Source organism: Actinoplanes sp. NBC_00393 (assembly GCF_036053395.1).
Taxonomy (GTDB): domain Bacteria; phylum Actinomycetota; class Actinomycetes; order Mycobacteriales; family Micromonosporaceae; genus Actinoplanes.
Genome location: NZ_CP107942.1, coordinates 3892356 through 3908724 on the forward strand (window position 1 = coordinate 3892356; position 16369 = coordinate 3908724).

Sequence of the window (16369 nt, forward strand, 5' to 3'; positions counted from 1 at the left end):
CGGCAAGTTCTACGGATCCGGGCCTAACCCGGGCGCGACAGACACTGTCATGCCGCTGTTAGCCGCGAGCAGGCATGCTGGGCGGATGGGCGTCCGGCTGCGTTTCACCCTCCTGTACGGCGTGCTGTTCCTGATCTCCGGCGCCGGCCTGCTCCTGATCATGGGCGTGTTCAGTTTCAGCAAGACCCAGTCCGTTCCGGTCGGGACGGCCACGTCGGCGACCGAGCAGATCGCCCGGCTGCAGCAGCAACTCGACGACGCGGCCGCCGTACAGGCCCGGCAGCTGCTCGCCGGGGCGCTGGTGGCGATGGCCGTGATGCTGGTGGTGTCGCTGGTGCTGGGCCGGGCCGCGGCCGGCCGGGTGCTGCGGCCGCTGCGCACGATCACCGCCGCCACCCGGCGTATCACCGCCGACAACCTGCACTCGCGGCTGGCCGTCGCCGGGCCCGCCGACGAGGTGAAGGCGCTCGCCGACACCATCGACGACCTGCTCGGCCGCCTCGACGAGGCGTTCCAGGCGCAGCGGCGCTTCGTCGCGGACGCCTCGCACGAGCTGCGGACCCCGCTGGCGACGATGCGCGCCGCCGTCGACGTGGCCGAGGCCAAACCCGCCCCGCCGGCCGAGGTCGGCAGGCTCGCCGGCCGCCTGCGCACCGAACTCGACCAGCTCGAACGCCTCCTCGAGGGCCTGCTCGTACTGGCCCGCGCGCAGCACGGCGCCCTCGACGACCGGACCCCGGTGGCGGTGCGCTCGCTGATCCCGGCCGGTGTGCCGGTCGAGGGCGGCGATTTCGTCACCGTCGGCAACCCGGTGCTGCTCGGGCGGATGGTGTCCAACGTCGTCGACAACGCGGTCCGGCACAACGAGCCGGGCGGCTGGATGCGGGTCACCCTGGAGCCCGGCACGATCGTCGTCGAGAACGACGGCCCGGTCCTGGATCCCGGGCAGGTCGCCACCCTCGGGCGTCCGTTCCGCCGGCTCGGCGCCGACCGCACCGGCTCGGGCACCGGGCTGGGCCTGGCGATCGCCTCCGCGGTGGCGTCGGCGCACGGCGGGTCGCTGAGCTTGCAGGCCCGTCCCGAGGGCGGGCTGCGGGTGGAGATCCGGCTGCCGTGAGAGTGCTCGTGGTGGAGGACGCGGCCGCGCTCGCCGACGTGGTCGCCGAGGGCCTGCGCGATCAGGGCATGGCCGTGGACGTCGCCCTCGACGGGCTGGCCGCGGCGGGGAAACTCGACGTGAACAGCTACGACGTGGTCGTGCTCGACCGGGACCTGCCCGGTCTGAGCGGCGACGCCCTCTGCGAGATGATCACCGGCCGGGCGCAACGGCCCATGGTGCTGATGCTGACCGCGGCCGGCTCCGCCGACGACCGGGTCCGCGGCCTCACCCTCGGCGCCGACGACTACCTGGCCAAACCGTTCCATTTCCCGGAGCTGATCCTGCGGGTGCGCTCGCTGGCCCGCCGGCGGCCGGGTGCCCAGCCCCGCACGCTCACCTGCGGCGCCCTGGAGCTGGATCCGATCCGGCGCACCGCTGCCCGCTCCGGCACTCCGCTGAGCCTGTCGGTCAAGGAGTTCGCCGTGCTGGAGGCACTGATGCGGGCCGCGCCCGGCTACCTGAGCAGCGAGGCCCTGCTCGAGCAGGTGTGGGACGAGAACGCCGACCCGTTCACCAACACGGTCACCGTGACGGTGGGCCGGCTGCGCCGCAAACTCGGCGACCCGCCGGCGATCGTCACCCTGCCCGGCGTCGGCTACCGGATCGCCTGACCGGTCAGCACCCGCGGGGTGGCATGGGCGGTCAGCCATGCGGTGAACGCCGCGGGCGGCAGCGGCCGCGAGATGAGATAGCCCTGCACGGCGTGGCAGCCGTGCCGGCGCAGGTAGTCCAGTTCCGGCTGTTCCTCGACGCCTTCGGCGACCACGGTCAGGTCCAGCGCGCGGGCGAGTTGCAGGGCGGCGTCGGTGACCGCGCGCCGGTTGCGGTCGGTCACGATGTGCCGCACGAAACTCTTGTCGATCTTCACTTCGTGGATCGGCAGGTACGCCAGGCGCCCCAGCGACGAGTGCCCGGTGCCGAAGTCGTCGATCGACAGTTTCACGCCGAGCACGTGCAGCGCGTCGAGGGTGCGCTGGGCGTTGGCCGGGTCGGCCATGAAACCGTTCTCGGTGATCTCCAGGGTCAGGGCGGGCCCGGGCACCCCGTGCCGGCGCAGCGCCTGCTCGACCGTCTCGGCCAGGTCCGGCTCGGACAGGGTGTTCGGCGACAGGTTGACCGCCACCGACAGGTCGTAGCCGGCGGCCCGCCAGCCGGCGCAGTCGGCGAGCGCGGTGTCCAGCACCTGGTGGGTCAGCGGCCGGATCAGCCCGCCGCGTTCGGCGAGCGGGATGAACTCGTCCGGCGGCACCGGCTGCCCGTCGTGCTGCCAGCGGGTCAGCGCCTCCGCACCGAGCACCGCGCCGGTCCGCGGGTCGACCTTGGGCTGGTAGACGACGGTGAGCGCGCCGGCCTCGACCGCCGCGCGCAGCCCGGTCATCAGGGTGAGCCGGCGTGCGGTGTCCCGGTCGTCCTCGGCCCGGTAGAGGCGGATCCCGCAGCGCGTCTGCTTGGCGGCGTTCATGGCCAGGTCGGCACGGCGCAGCAGCCGGTTGGCGTCGGCGCCGTGCTGCGGCGCGATACACACCCCGATGCTGACCTGCGCGGCCAGGTCGAGGTCACCGACGCGGATCGGCACTTCGACGGTACGGCGTACGTCCTCGGCCCGAGCCAGGATCTCCTGCTCCCCGCCGCCGTCGCGGACCAGCAGGGCGAACTCGTCCCCGCCGATGCGCGACACCGTTCCGTGCCCGCCGAAGTGGTCCTGCAGCCGGGAGCCGATGCGGCGCAGCAGGTCGTCGCCGATGTCATGGCCCAGGCCGTCGTTGACGTCCTTGAAGCGGTCCAGGTTCAGCAGCAGCACCCCGGTCACCCCACCGGCGGCGGTGTCGATGGCCTGCTGCAGGTCGGCGAGCAGCAGCTGCCGGTTCGGCAGCCCGGTCAGCGGGTCGTGCGAGGCGGTGTGCTGCAGGCGTTCTAGCAGCCGCACCTCGGACAGGGCCACCCCGGCGTGCGAGGACATCGTCTGCAGCAGGTGCAGGTGTTCACCGGTGAAGTACGGCGTGTCCGGCATGCAGCCGGCGGCCAGCAGCACGCCGGTGGCGTCGCCGAGGCGCAGCGGCACGGCGAGCGAGTCCGGCAGCAGCACCGGAGTGCCCGAGCAGGCGGGCTGCCACCACTGCTCGCCGGTCTCGGCCGGTTCCAGCTCGAACCGGTCGCGGCCGTGCAGGCGCATCCGCACCGGCGCGCCGTCGTCGCCGGGCACCACCAGCGCGGCCTGCTCCGCCCGCACCAGGTCCCGGACCTGGTCCAGCACGGTACGGGTCACCTCGCCGGCGTCGGCCAGCCCGTCCAGCGAGCGGGTGAACCGGTAGAGGTCCTCCACCTGCTGATGGGTGCGGGTCTGCTGGGCGTACTGACGGAACGCCCGGTGTGCGGCGAAGGCGAGCACGCCCAGCAGCAGCGCGGCGTACCAGTGTTCGCGGACCAGAAGGGCGGTGACCAGCGCGAGCGTCGTGGTGACCGCGACCAGGGGCAGCTGGAACAGCTGCTTGACGTCCGCGGTGAGCAGCCGGCGCCACTCCTGGCTGTCGTCGTGCACGGCGATCACCGCGGTGATCGCCACGATCGCCACCAGGTCGGCGGCGAACGTGGCCGCGTACGCGCCCGCCCAGCCCAGCGGCCCGTACGGGTCACCGCCGCCGCGGACCAGGTGGAACACCGCACCGGCGACGGTGGTCACGGCCAGGTACAGCGCCGTGTTGAAGACCAGCTTGCTGCCACGCTGGCCGCGGAACACGAGCAGCCCGGCAAGCGAGCCGGCCAGCCGGACCGGCACCAGCAGCACCGGATGGATCATGATCAGGGCCAGGATGAGCGGGATCTCGCTCAGGCTCATCGTGTGCGCGCCGCGCCGCACCGGGAACGTGACGGTGAACCGCTCCGCCAGCGCGAACAGCAGCGCCAGGGTGGCCAGCAGCCACAGGTCGGCGCCGGTCACCGGCGGGCCGAGGACCAGCCACGCCACCTGCCCGAGCACGGCGACCACGGCCAGTGCCGCCGCGAGGGCGAGGACACGCACGGTGGGCGAACGATGCCCTGTGCTTGCCATACGTCACCTCCCGGCGGTCACCGTTCCTATCGGCGTGGCGGCCCAGCGGGTTGAGTGATCACGTCCAGCTGCGGCCCGTCCAGGACCGGCCGGCCCACGTGCCGGACGTCCACGAGCGGCCGGTCCAGGCGCCGGCGGTCCAGCTGCGCCCGGACCAGGCCGAGCCGGTCCAGCTGCGCCCGGCCCAGGACCTGCCGGTCCACGTCACCACCGTCCAAGACGTGCCGGTGAAGCCCTGACCGGTCCACCCGCTGCCGTTCCACGTCCCGCCGGTCCACGCCTTGCCGTTGCGGGCCACCGCCGTCCACGTCGCCGGCACCCAGGCCTTGCCGAAGATGTCCCGCTCCCCTACCAGCACCGTGCCGGTGGCGTCGTCGACCAGGTGGGCGCTGCCGCGCGACAGCTCCAGCGAGCCGAGCCCGGTGGCCGCCGGCCAGGTCTGCGCCGCGTTGCCGGGCAGCTTCAGGGCCGCCGCCTCGGCGATGTCCAGCTGCCCCGCGCCGGCCGCGACCGGATCCGCCCCGGTCAGCGGGTCGGCGGTCTGCATCAGCAGCTGCTTGACCTGGTCCGGGGTCAGCCCCGGCCGTTGCTGCAGCAGCAGGGCCACCGAGCCGGACACCACCGCGGCGGCCTGCGACGTGCCGCTGCCGCGGAAGAACCGCTCGCCCACCCGCGCCGCCGGGTACTCGCTGTCGATGTACGACCCCGGCACCCGCAACGACACCAGCGACCGGCCAGCGGCGAGCAGATCGGCGTGCCGCGTCACGCTGCCCCGGTTGCTGAACGTGGCCACCGTGTCGTCGCCGCGGTCATCCGTGCCGTTCGGGTCGGCCGCGCCGACGGCCAGCACGTACGGGTTCGCCGCCGGCATCGTCACCCGGGTCGCGCCGGCGCCGTCGTTGCCGACGCTGGACACCACCACGATGCCCTTCTTCCAGGCCGCCTCCACGGCGTATGACAGCGGGTCGACCAGGGCGGGCTGGATCGAGTCGGTGCCGAACGACAGGTTCAGCACCCGGATGTTCAGGCCCGGGTCGTTGCGGTGCGCCACCACCCAGTCGATGGCCGCGATCACCTGCGACACGTCGACCGCGCCGTCGGCCGCCGCCGTCTTGAGGCTGATCAGGTGGGCGCCCGGGGCGACCCCTTCGAAACCGGCGGCCGGGTCCGAGCCGGCGATGATCCCGGCCATGTGCGTGCCGTGCCCGTACGTGTCCAGGTGCGCCAGGCCCGGCGTCTGCGACTCGAACGACAGGTCCGGGCCGTTGATCACCTTCCCGGGCTGGTCGAGCCCGGCGACCGGCGCCACCCCCGAGTCGATCAGCGCGACCCCGATGCCGGCGCCGGTCAGCGACGCCGTGTCGACCTTGCCGTTCTTGACCTTGCCACCGGCGGCCTTCTTCACCGCCTGCACGGCGGCGTTCTTGCCGCCGTCGTCGAGCCACTTCGCGCCGGCCAACTCGACCGGAGCCTCCGCCCGCGCCGGACCGGCGCCGAGCGGGCCCACCACGAGCAACGCGGCCATCAAGCCGGCCAACGGACCGGTTCCCACCATGTGCGCCTCCTTCTCACCGTGACGCGTCGGAGGGCATCGGCCGGCGACCACCGGACCTGAGAGTTTCCGCCGGCGAATCCTGCGGCGTCAGCCGGACCCGGCGCAGCAGCTGGGCGTTGAGCGCCACCACGATCGTCGAGGCGCTCATCAGGACCGCGCCGATCGCCGGGCTCAGGGTGAGACCGGCCCAGGCCAGCACGCCGGCGGCGAGCGGGATCGCGACGATGTTGTAGCCGGCCGCCCACGCCAGGTTCTGGACCATCTTGCGGTAGGACGCCTTCGACAGCCGGATCACACCGGTCACCGCGCGCGGGTCCGAGGAGGCGAGCACCACCCCGGCCGATTCGATGGCAACGTCCGTTCCGGCGCCGATCGCCAGGCCCACGTCGGCGCGGGCCAGCGCCGGCGCGTCGTTGACACCGTCGCCGACCATCGCCACCCGCAGGCCGCGGGCCTGCAGTCCGGCGACCGCCCGGTCCTTGTCGGCGGGCAGCACCTCGGCGAACACCTCGTCCACGCCGGGCCGGAAACCGAGGCCGGCGGCGACCGCCTCGGCGACCGGCCGGGCATCCCCGGTGATCATCACGATCTTGCGGATCCCGGTACGCCGTAACTGCTCGATGGCCTGCCGGGCCTCCGGGCGCACCTCGTCCTCCAGCGCGAACACCGCGATGACCGTGGTGTCGCTCAGGCGTACCAGATGCAGTACCGCCGCGCCCCGGCGCGACCACTGCCCGGCGGTCTTCTCGAGCTCGGCCGGCACCGTGACGCCCAGTTCCCGCAGCAGGGCCGGCCCGCCGACGGCGTAGGGGTGCCCGCCGACGGTGGCCTGCACGCCGCGGCCGGTCAGGGACCGGAAGCCGGTGGCGCTCGCGTGCAGCCCGCGCTCGTGGGCGACCGCGGTCAGCGCCCGCGCGAGCGGGTGTTCGCTGTCGGCCTCGACGGCCCCGGCGATCCGGAGCACGTCGTCGTCGCCGTGTCCGTCGGCGGCGGCCACCCCGGTCACCGTGTGCGCGCCCTTGGTCAGCGTGCCGGTCTTGTCGAACAGCACCGCGTCGACGGTGCGCATCCGCTCCAGGGCGAGGCGGTCCTTGACCAGGATGCCGGCCTTGGCCGACAGGGCCGTGGACAACGCGATCACCAGCGGGATGGCCAGGCCCAGCGCGTGCGGGCACGCGATCACCAACACCGTCACGGTACGCACGACCGACTGATCCAGATCACCCAGCGCCCACCAGGTGAGGAAGGTCAGCAGTGCCGCCCCGGTGGCGATGTAGAACAGCATCGCCGCGAACCGGTCGGCGAGCACCTGGGCCCGCCCGCCGGCCGCCTGCGCCTGCGCGACGAGCCGGCCGATGCCGGCGAGGGCGGTGTTCTCCCCGACCGCGTCGACGCGGACCCGGATCGCCGAGTCGGTCGCCACGGTCCCGGCCACCACCCGGTCACCGTCGCCACGCGGCACCGGCCGGGACTCACCGGTGATCATGGATTCGTCCAGTTCGGCCGTACCCTCGATAATTCTTCCGTCGGCCGGGACGCGCCCACCGGAACGCACCAGCACGGTGTCGCCGACCATCAGGTCGGCGACCGGGACCCGCGCGACCGCCCCGCCGCCGGTGATGCGCTCGGCATCGTCGGGCAGCAGCGCAGCCAGCGCGCTCAGCGCGCCCCGGGCCTGGCCGATGGCCTTCATCTCCTGCCAGTGGCCGAGCAGCATGATGGTCACCAGCGCGGCCAGCTCCCACCAGAAGTCCAGGTCGAACAGGCCCAGGCTGGTGGCGAGCGACGCCGTGTACGCCACGGTGATCGCCATCGAGATCAGCAGCATCATCCCCGGCGCCCGGTCGCGAACCTCGCTGACCGCGCCGGCCAGGAACGGCCGGCCGCCGTAGACGAACACCACCGTGCCCAGCACCGGCCCGGCCCAGGCCATCCCCGGGAAGTCCAGGGTGTAGCCGAACCACTCCATGATCATGTCACTGGTCGCGATGATCGGGACGGTCAGCGCGAGGCTCAGCCAGAACCTGCGGCGGAACGCCTCGGGGTCGTGCCCGGCGTGCTTGTCGTGGCCCGGATGCCCATGCGCGTGGCTGTGTTCGTGCACTTCGACCACCTCCGATGCCCGAACGTATACCCCCTGGGGGTATCCGGCAAGGCGGGAAGGTGTCCGCTGCGCCACATCCGCGGGGTTCAGTCCAGCGGTTCGATATCCCCCGGGCGCCAGGTCTTGGCGAACCACGGTTCGAGCGGGCCGTACAGGCGCAGCATCGCGAACCACGACTTGCCCGGCACCGTGCGCACCCAGTTCGCCTCGCGCCCGGCCGGCGGGTTCGGCCCGAAGAACAGGTCGACGCCGCCGGTGGTGCGGCCCATCACCGACGGATACGGGTTGTCGGTCTCCAGCAGCGAACGGGTCTGCGTGTCGTACAGATCCACCGACCAGAAGTTCTTCGCCGGGATCTCCGGCGGCAGCGTCAGCCGGTACGACCGGCCCCCGTCCAGCCATTCGTGGCGGCTGTCCATCGCGGTGTACGCGTACGCCGAACCGGTGCCCACCCGGGCCGCCGCCATGGCCGGCGTGATCACCGTGGCGAAGTAGTGGAACTGCGCCCGCGCATCCAGCAGCCGGGCGTGATCGTCCAGGAACTCGTAGCTGCCACCGATGAACGCGTTCAGCCAGGTCCCGCCGGGATACACGTACGCCCGCGGGTCACGCGGCTTGTACACCAACGCCCGGGCGATCGCAGCCGCCAACGGCGCCGCCTGCGCCAGGATCCGGCGCATCCGCTCGTCCGGGGCGAACGGCCGCCCCTTGACCAGCCCGATCGCCGCGCACTGCCCGGCCCGTTCCGCATCGAGCGCGCCGGCCGGCTCCTCCTGGATCAGCGTGTCGATCTCGTCGTAGAAGGTGTGGTCGTTGGCATGCACGGTGTTGAACGACTTGTCCGCAAGGTTCACGAACTCGTTCGCCGGCGGATCCGCGGCATCCTCGAGCCGGTAGACCCTCGTCCGCAGGATGTCGGGCACCCCGCCCAGGGCCCGCACCACCAGCCAGTTCGTGTACGTCGGGGTGCGCAGCACGTGGTAGCCGTCCGGCACCGAGCCTTCGAAACCCGGCGGCAACAGCAGGTGACGGCCACCCGCACCCTGATCCGGTCCGGCCAGGCCGAGGTCGCCGACGTACCGGAACCAGAAGTCGTCGATCACGCAGAGCGAGTTCGGCGGGTTCTCGACGACGATCGGGCCGCTCGCCGCCAGATCGAGGAACGCGGAGCCGTACGTCGTCTCGGTGTTCGGGGTGAGAAACAGACTGCCGGAGTTCGCGCGCGGCGCCGTGTAACCCACCGCGCCGATACCGTCCAGGCCGACACTGCGGAAACCGTTGCGCATCGCCACCAGCGACGCACCCGGGATCGTGTTCAGGTACACCTCGATCGCCCGGTTCAGATCCAGCAGGTCATAGATCGTGTCGATCGAATCCAGGCTCGGCACACCGTCGAAGAAACTCAGCTTGCCGAGCGGGGACTCCAGCTGATCCGGGACGGCGACGGCGGCACGGACCTCGGGACTGATTCCGGAAGGCATGCCCGAAGCCTGGCCGTCGCGCGCCCGGCGGGAATCACTCGGAACGGATGACTCTCACCAGAGCACCGACATGATCACGGCGTTGTGCGCGCTCAGCCAGTCCTTCAGGCCCGCCAGCAGCTCCTGCGACCGTTTGCCCAACGCCAGGTAAAGCCCCACCGGCGCGGCGACACCCAGGCTCGCGATCAGCGCGAAGACCGCGTACGCGACCGCCTGCTGCCCGCCCGCGATGCCGGTCTGCGCGATCGCCGCCGCCCCGGCCACCGCCAGCAGCAGATTCTTCGGGTTCACCGCCGACAGCAGCACCGCCACGCCCAGCGACTTGCCGGCGCCGAACTCGTCGATCGCGTTCATCCAGCCCGGCATCGACGCGGCGGGCTGCGGCGCCTGGCGTACGGGCTGCGGCGCATGGTGGATCAGCGGGTGACAGCGCCAGTGGGCGGCTGAGGCCGCTATTTCGGCCTGTTTGATCGCTCAGCCGCCCGGCAGAGCTGTCTGCGGTGCCGTGGGACAGCACCACTGCACGGCCGAGTGATCAACTAAGCCCGAATCGAGGCCCGAGCCGCCCGGCAGCGACGTCACCCGGTTCGGTGCCTGCGGTCCAGGGCAGGCGCCCGCCATAAAGCACAGCCGAGCCGGTGTATCCGGCCTTGTTGATCACCCGGCTGGGAGTTGCGCACCCTTTCGGCCGGTCGAGGCAGCAGCAGCTCCCAGCCGACCCCGGAAAAACAGCCTCGCGGACCCCTCAGCTGGGAATTACGGCTCTCAGCGTGATCCACACAAGATGGTCACCGCCCCGCGGCTGGCCCGCCGATCCGGTGTCACGCGGCACCCGAATGCAGACCGCGCCTACGGCGACGCGCATACACAACAGCCGAACAACCCGGCTGGCTGTCAGGGCTGCTTGCGGGAGCGGGAAACGACCCTGAGCGCCAGCCGGACGACCCGGCGGGCTGTCAGGGCTGCTTACGGAGGCGGGAAACGACCCTGAGCGCCAGCCGGACGACCCGGCGGGCTGTCAGGGCTGCTTACGGAGGCGGGAAACGACCCTGAGCGCCAGCCGGATCGGGCCTGCCCGGGCTGCGGGCCGCGTTGTGCCGAGACCGGCGCTGTCCCGCTGGCGAGCTTCGAGCCCGGACCGGCGCTGTCCGGCGGGCGGACCTCGAGCCCGGAACCGGTCTAGGGCCGGCCGGTCTCGCGGGTGATGTGGCGCAGCCGGTGGCTGGGGACGCCGGCGGCGGTGAGCTGGGCGGCGATCGCCGACCAGCTGTGGTCGAGGAAGACGGCGACCTTGTGGTCGTCGCCGAGGTGGCAGGCGGCGGCGAGGGTGCCGATGTTGATCGGGTCGGCGTCGCGGACGGCGCCGAGGTCGACGATCAGGCGCAGCGGGCGGGTGTGGCGGATGGCCTCGACCAGGGTGCGCCGCAGGTCGACGGCGTCGGAGGCGTCGAGGCTGCCGTGGGGGCGGATGACGAGGGTGCCGTCGGCGTCGGTGTTGATGTCGACCGTGGTCACGGTCATCGCGAAACCTTCCGTTACCCGATGTTTCTCCGGGTGGTCAACGCTAAGGCGTTGGGCGTATGCCGTCGAGAGCCCGCAGCAAGATTTCACTTCATCACAGTCGAGTCACGACGACGGCAAGCGCGGCAGCTGCGAATATCAGGCACAACACCAGGCCGGCGGCGGTCAGCCGGTAGTTGCGGTCAGGATGGGTGGCGGTCGGCTGTTGCAGGGCGAGCCAGGTCGTTCCGCCGAGCAGGACCGAACCGGCAATCACCAGAATGATCATTGCGGGCTCCGGGGGCGAGGATCGGGCAGGATCCCTTTGTCGTCGCCGCCACGGCTGACGCCGTGCTGCGGGCACCCCAACGTCGGCTGAACGGCGGCCGAACTCTCCGGCGTCCACCTGGAGTCCATTCCGGAGTCGCTCCGCGCCGATACGGTCGGCCGGGGTGATCATGCGTCGGGTCGAACATGTGCTGCTGTTCTACGGGCTGACCTGCCTGCTCGTGGTGCTCGACGTGCCGGGCGGGCCGATTCCGGTGCTTCTGGTCGCGGCGGCGGCCGTCTACCCGTACCTCAGAAGCGTTGCCCGCAGCGAGCTGTGGCGGGCCGGCGCGTTGCGTGCGGCGCTGCCCGGCATGGTAGGCCGGTGGGCGGTGTTCTCGGTGCTGGCCATGGCCGGGGTCGCGATGTTCGACCGCGAGCACCTGTTCGACCTGCCACGGGAGCAGCCGTGGCTGTGGGCGGCGATCCTGATCCTCTACCCGCTGTTGTCGGTGTATCCGCAAGAGCTGCTGTTCCGGGCGTTCCTGCTGCACCGCTACGCGCCGATCTTCGGGGACGGACGTGGCGCGGCGGCGGCGAGCGCAGCCGCGTTCGGGTTCGCCCACCTGATCTTCGGCAACGTCCTCGCGGTGCTGCTGACCGTCGGTGGTGGCTGGCTGTTCGCGCGCCGCTATCAGCAGTCCCGCTCGTTGGTGGTGGTGTCGGTGGAGCATGCGCTCTACGGCATCACGATCTTCACGGTCGGGCTGGGCCGGCTCTTCTACCACGGCGCCGGCGGCTGAACGCCCGCGCACAAGCGGCTGGGCGACACCACCAGCGGGCATCCTTACCCGCTCCAGCTCGTATTTCTTCCTCCGGCCGCACGCCTCTGAGCTGCGACGGTGTTGCGGTGCCCGGGCGGCTCAACGACGGGTCGCCGGCACGCATCGAGGGGGGAAGTACGTCATGAGAATGCGTAACGCGGGCCGCATCGCGGTCCTCGCCGCGCTCGGGGTCGCGCCGGTGCTGGTGCTGGCCGCCCCGGCCCACGCCGCCACGGGGGTAACCCGGGCCGGGGCCCAGATCACGGCGAACGCCGCGAACAACCGGGCCAACAACATCACGATCAGCACGCTCGGGAACAACGTCATCCTGCGCGATCTCGGCGACACCATGACCGCCGGGGCCGGCTGCTTCCAGCTGGCTGCCAACGCGGTGCGGTGCCCGTCCGCCGGCGTGCTGCGGGTCGCCGTCAACACCGGCAACCTCAACGACCGGGTCAAAAACCTGACCGCTATCGCGGGCGTGTTCAACGGGGGGGCCGGAAACGACACGCTGCTCGGCGGTTCGCGCAACGACAGGCTGCGCGGCGGGCTCGGCAACGACACCATGTTCGGCAACGCCGGCAACGACACGGCGATCTACGAGACCGGGCGCGACGGCCGGGACACGTTCAACGGTGGCGCGGGACGGGACACCGCCGACTACCGGCTGCGGACCATCGCGGTGAACGTCAGCCTCAACGGCGTGGCCAACGACGGCTCCGCACCCGAGTTCGACAACAACCTGGCCAACGTGGAGAACGCCACCGGCGGGCGCGTCGGCGACCTGCTCACCGGCAACGCGGTCAGCAACGTCCTCGACGGCCAGGCCGGCGCCGACACGCTGTCCGGCCTGAACGGCAACGACCGGCTGATCAGCGGCTTCGGCAACGACACCCTGGTCGGCGGCAACGGCAACGACACCGCGGTGGCGCTGGCGCTGCGCGACGGCCGGGACATCTTCAACGGCGGCGCGGGCACCGACACCACGGACTACTCGGCCCGCACCATCGCCGTCAACGTCACCCTCAACGGCGTGGCCAACGACGGCTCCGCACCCGAGTTCGACAACAACCTGGCCAACGTGGAGAACGCCACCGGCGGACGGGCCGGCGACCGGCTCACCGGCAACGGCGTCGCCAACGTCCTGCGCGGCAACGCGGCCAACGACATCCTGTCCGGCGGCGCCGCCCGGGACACCCTGATCGGCGGGGCCGGCAACGACCAGATGTTCGGCCAGGCCGGCAACGACCTGATCCAGGCCGTCGACGGCGTGCGGGACATCGCCAACGGTGGCGCCAACACCGACGACTGCAACACCGACGCCATCGACGTGCGGGTCAGCTGCGAACTTTGATCCTCACCCCGAGAAACTGCGCGCCCGGGTCTCATCTGGCCCGGGCGCGCAGCTCGTCCACGTCCAGCACCGCCACCGACCGGCGGCTCGTCTCGATCACCCCGTGCCGGCGCAGCGTCCGCAACGCCTTGGTCACCGACTCCCGCGACGAGCCGGTCCACGCCGCCAGCTCCTCCTGGGTCAGCGGCAGCGTGATCCGCACCCCCCGCTCGCCGGACTGCCCGAACCGCTCGGCCAACTCGACCAGGCGCAACGCGACCCGGCCGAGAGCGTCATAGGTGCCGAACTCGATGCGCTTACGATCGGCGTCCCGCAACCGGCCCACGATCAACCGCACGATGCACAGCGCCGCCTCCGGGCGGGCGGACAGAAAATCAAGAAAAGCCCGCACCGGTACGACAACCGTCTCCAACGGTTCCAGAGCCGCCACCGACGCCGAGCGGGGCGCCCCGTCCAGAGCCGACATCTCCCCCAGCAGAGCCCCCGGCCCGCGGATCGCCAACAGCACCTCACCGCCCTGCTCGGTCAGCGAGAACACCTTCGCCCGGCCACTGAGCACCAGCACCACCGTCGTCGACTGATCACCCTCGCCGAACAGCGTCGCGCCGGAACGCCAGCGCCGCCGCCGGCCCCGGCCGAGCAGATCCTCCCGGTCCGCCGCGCTCAGCTGATCAAGGAACTCCCGCGCCATGCGTCCTCACCTCGCAGGCTCCGCAGCACGTACGCGGAAACCGGCTGGCTCCGCCCCTTCACATGCAGATCGCCCAACGGGTCGACCAGCGCGCCGGCGCCGAGCCGATCCCGGGTCGACGCGCCGATCACCACCTGCCCCGGCTCGGCCGACGTCTCCAGCCGGGCGGCGACGTTGACCGCGTCCCCCATCGCGTTGAAGTTGCGCAGCGCCTCCCCGCCGATGTTGCCGACCAGCGCCTCCCCGGTGTTGATCCCGACCCGGAACCGCGGCCAGCCCGGGCAGTCCGCGGCGATCCGGTCCACCTCGGCCTGCATCCGCAACGCCGCCCGGGCAGCCCGCAACGCGTGATCCGGCTGCCGGGCCGGAGCGTTGAACAACGCCATCAGCGCGTCGCCGACGAACTGGACGACCGTGCCGTTCTCGCTGAGCACCGCCCTGGTCGCCACGTCGAAGTAGCGGTTGAGCATCTCCACGATCTGCACCGGCGTGGACCGCTCCGAGAACGTGGTGAACCCGCGCAGGTCGGCGAAGAGCGAGGTCACCTCGACCACCGCACCGCCCAGCGCCGCCTGACTCGGGTCGGCGACCAGCGCGGTCGCCACATCCGGCGACATGTACTGCCGGAACAGCACGTCGAGACGGCGGTACAGCCGGGCGTTCTCCAGCGCGATCGCGAGCTGGCTGGCCAGCGAGGCGAGCAGGGCCGCATCACGGTCCGGGACCGGCTCCCCGGCGCGGCCCGCGGCCAGCACCCCGGCCGGATGGCCCTTCACGGTGAACGGCACGAACAGGGTGCCGGCGGTGTCGGTCACCGGCTCGCCGACGGCCAGCGCTGTCTGCGCGGGGTGCTCCCGATCGTCGAACGAGCCGGTCGTCAACTCCGGCGGGAAGACCAGATGACCCTCCTCGACGAGGCCGACGCTCACCGCGTACCGATCAAACGCTCGTGAAATGTGCGTGACCGCGCCGCGCAGCAGCTCCCCGTCGGTGAGCATCACCCGGGCATCGTGCCCGACCGCGACCAGCGCGCCCAGCTTGCGAATCTGGTCGCGTTCGGCGGCCAGCGCGCCCGCGGCGCGGCCCAGCACCGCGGTCTGGCCCTCGGTCAGCTCGAAACGCTGCGCCAGCCGGTCGGTGGTGGCGGCCATCTGCTGCTCGGTGAGCTGCCCACGCTCGCGCTGGTGCAGGGCGTCGACCAGGGCCTCCAGCGCCGCGCCGTACTCGGCGCGCAGCCGGCGCACGGTGTCCTCGGTGCCGACCGAGGTGAACAGCCCGGCGGCCGCGCCCTCGTTGCGATACTGCACCCAGGCGCTGTAGGCGACATAGCCGAACCCGGCCGCCATCAACAGATGCCACTCCCACCAGGCGGCATGCCAGCTGCGGCCGACCGCCATCGCCGCGGACGCCTCGGCGAGCAGCGTGTACGCCGTCACCACCGACAGCAGCATGACCGTGCGGCGCCGCCGGTACAGCACGAAATAGCGGGCCGCGGCCAGCCCGAACAGCAGCACGCCGACGACCGAAAGCACGAACGTCGGCACGGCCTCGTCGGCGGCGGGCACCCGCGACAGCGGCGGCATGCCGGTCAGCGAGGCCACCGCCCACGCCGCGACGAACAACAGCAGCGCCGCACGCAACGGCCCCGACCAGCGCAGCAGCGCGGCGGACCGGCGGGCGGGCAGATCGGCGGCCGAGGCGGCGGCGAACACGGCAGCCAAGGTGAGACCAACCGGGGAGGCGTACGTGAAACCGGCGTTGCGCCCCTGCAACAGCACCTCGGGCGTGGCCACCGCATGCAACCCGAGAAAAGCGGCCGCGATCAGGAACGAGAACGCGACCAGCAGCAGCCGCGCGTCGGACCGCCGCCGCGCCGCCTCGTTGATCACGATGGCGAGCCAGAGGCTGACCGCGGACACCGCGAGCACCAGCCAGAAATGCGACGGACCGTGCTGCCAGCGGTGATCCAGCTGCGGCCAGGCGAGCAGCACCCACAGCCCGGCCAGCGGCGCCGCGAGGTGCGCGACCCACACGATCACCCGGGCCGGCCCGCCGCGGCCCACCACTGGCTCCATCGATTCACCGTAGTCCGGAACCTGCCTGGTGAAGCTGTCGGATATGTGCGCTCATGGGTGCCGCTCGGCCGTTGCCGATCTCATCCACCGGCCGGGTCGCGCACGCAGCGACGCGGCGGCGTGCACCGGGTGGTCGCGCACACAACGCCGCGGCCGCGTGCGCCGGCTGGGCCCGCACAGCTCCGCCTCGGCGTGCGTTGGCTGGTCGCCTGCCGACCGTCGCGCTGGCCATGGAATCCCTGGCCTGGCCGAAGGCGCGGTTCGCCGCCCGATCGAGGTTGTCGGCCGTTCCTGTCTTGGTGCCGATTCC

General features: G+C 72.0%; 13 protein-coding genes. 4 read left to right on the forward strand and 9 right to left on the reverse strand.

Annotated elements, in window-relative coordinates; genetic code table 11:
• Positions 1-85: 85 nt before the first annotated feature.
• Together OHA21_RS18390 and OHA21_RS18395 are read left to right on the forward strand one after the other, a co-directional pair.
• A complete protein-coding gene (locus OHA21_RS18390; RefSeq protein WP_328475279.1) occupies positions 86-1117 on the forward strand; it encodes a sensor histidine kinase in 1032 nt (343 codons plus the stop codon).
• Entirely contained in the window at positions 1114-1770 is a 657-nt protein-coding gene (locus OHA21_RS18395; protein WP_328475280.1) for a response regulator transcription factor, read from the forward strand. Before OHA21_RS18390 ends, OHA21_RS18395 begins: the two co-directional genes overlap by 4 nt.
• On the opposite strand, the gene OHA21_RS18400 is transcribed toward OHA21_RS18395, so the two are convergent.
• From OHA21_RS18400 to OHA21_RS18430, 7 genes are all read right to left on the reverse strand, one after another.
• Positions 1755-4178 (reverse strand): putative bifunctional diguanylate cyclase/phosphodiesterase, encoded by a 2424-nt coding sequence (locus OHA21_RS18400; RefSeq protein ID WP_328475281.1) that lies wholly within the window; start codon positions 4176-4178, stop codon positions 1755-1757. The genes OHA21_RS18395 and OHA21_RS18400 overlap by 16 nt on opposite strands.
• An 88-nt stretch (positions 4179-4266) precedes the next feature.
• Complete coding sequence (locus OHA21_RS18405; RefSeq protein WP_328475282.1) at positions 4267-5763, reverse strand: S8 family serine peptidase; 1497 nt, start codon at positions 5761-5763, stop codon at positions 4267-4269.
• A 13-nt stretch (positions 5764-5776) separates the two neighbouring features.
• Entirely contained in the window at positions 5777-7876 is a 2100-nt protein-coding gene (locus OHA21_RS18410) for a heavy metal translocating P-type ATPase (RefSeq protein ID WP_328475283.1), read from the reverse strand.
• Positions 7877-7953: 77 nt separating this feature from the next.
• Positions 7954-9348, reverse strand: coding sequence for a DUF1254 domain-containing protein (locus tag OHA21_RS18415; protein ID WP_328475284.1), 1395 nt, complete (start codon positions 9346-9348; stop codon positions 7954-7956).
• Positions 9349-9402: 54 nt separating this feature from the next.
• On the reverse strand, positions 9403-9819 hold the full coding sequence (locus OHA21_RS18420; protein ID WP_328478457.1) for a GAP family protein: 417 nt from the start codon (positions 9817-9819) through the stop codon (positions 9403-9405).
• Between the two features lie 708 nt (positions 9820-10527).
• Positions 10528-10869 (reverse strand): STAS domain-containing protein, encoded by a 342-nt coding sequence (locus tag OHA21_RS18425; RefSeq protein WP_328475285.1) that lies wholly within the window; start codon positions 10867-10869, stop codon positions 10528-10530.
• A gap of 94 nt (positions 10870-10963) precedes the next feature.
• Complete coding sequence (locus tag OHA21_RS18430; protein WP_328475286.1) at positions 10964-11137, reverse strand: hypothetical protein; 174 nt, start codon at positions 11135-11137, stop codon at positions 10964-10966.
• 169 nt (positions 11138-11306) lie between these two features.
• On the opposite strand from OHA21_RS18430, the gene OHA21_RS18435 reads away from it, so the two are divergent.
• A complete protein-coding gene (locus OHA21_RS18435; RefSeq protein ID WP_328478459.1) occupies positions 11307-11918 on the forward strand; it encodes a CPBP family glutamic-type intramembrane protease in 612 nt (203 codons plus the stop codon).
• 163 nt (positions 11919-12081) lie between these two features.
• A complete protein-coding gene (locus OHA21_RS18440) occupies positions 12082-13293 on the forward strand; it encodes a calcium-binding protein (RefSeq protein WP_328475287.1) in 1212 nt (403 codons plus the stop codon).
• A 31-nt stretch (positions 13294-13324) separates the two neighbouring features.
• Here the strand turns inward: OHA21_RS18440 and OHA21_RS18445 are convergent, their stop codons facing one another.
• Complete coding sequence (locus OHA21_RS18445; protein ID WP_328475288.1) at positions 13325-13984, reverse strand: Crp/Fnr family transcriptional regulator; 660 nt, start codon at positions 13982-13984, stop codon at positions 13325-13327.
• The gene (locus tag OHA21_RS18450; protein WP_328475289.1) at positions 13957-16059 is read right to left on the reverse strand and encodes an adenylate/guanylate cyclase domain-containing protein; all 2103 of its coding nucleotides are present in this window, start codon (positions 16057-16059) and stop codon (positions 13957-13959) included. Before OHA21_RS18450 ends, OHA21_RS18445 begins: the two co-directional genes overlap by 28 nt.
• Between the last annotated feature and the right edge of the window lie 310 nt (positions 16060-16369).

What these genes read in the sequence shown, in the direction of transcription:
- OHA21_RS18390 (WP_328475279.1), top strand. Translation starts at nt 86, where the DNA reads ATGGGCGTCCGGCTGCGTTTCACCCTCCTGTACGGCGTGCTGTTCCTG.
- OHA21_RS18405 (WP_328475282.1), bottom strand. Translation starts at nt 5,763, where the DNA reads ATGGTGGGAACCGGTCCGTTGGCCGGCTTGATGGCCGCGTTGCTCGTG.
- OHA21_RS18415 (WP_328475284.1), bottom strand. Translation starts at nt 9,348, where the DNA reads ATGCCTTCCGGAATCAGTCCCGAGGTCCGTGCCGCCGTCGCCGTCCCG.
- OHA21_RS18425 (WP_328475285.1), bottom strand. Translation starts at nt 10,869, where the DNA reads ATGACCGTGACCACGGTCGACATCAACACCGACGCCGACGGCACCCTC.
- OHA21_RS18430 (WP_328475286.1), bottom strand. Translation starts at nt 11,137, where the DNA reads ATGATCATTCTGGTGATTGCCGGTTCGGTCCTGCTCGGCGGAACGACC.
- OHA21_RS18435 (WP_328478459.1), top strand. Translation starts at nt 11,307, where the DNA reads ATGCGTCGGGTCGAACATGTGCTGCTGTTCTACGGGCTGACCTGCCTG.
- OHA21_RS18440 (WP_328475287.1), top strand. Translation starts at nt 12,082, where the DNA reads ATGAGAATGCGTAACGCGGGCCGCATCGCGGTCCTCGCCGCGCTCGGG.
- OHA21_RS18445 (WP_328475288.1), bottom strand. Translation starts at nt 13,984, where the DNA reads ATGGCGCGGGAGTTCCTTGATCAGCTGAGCGCGGCGGACCGGGAGGAT.
- OHA21_RS18450 (WP_328475289.1), bottom strand. Translation starts at nt 16,059, where the DNA reads ATGGAGCCAGTGGTGGGCCGCGGCGGGCCGGCCCGGGTGATCGTGTGG.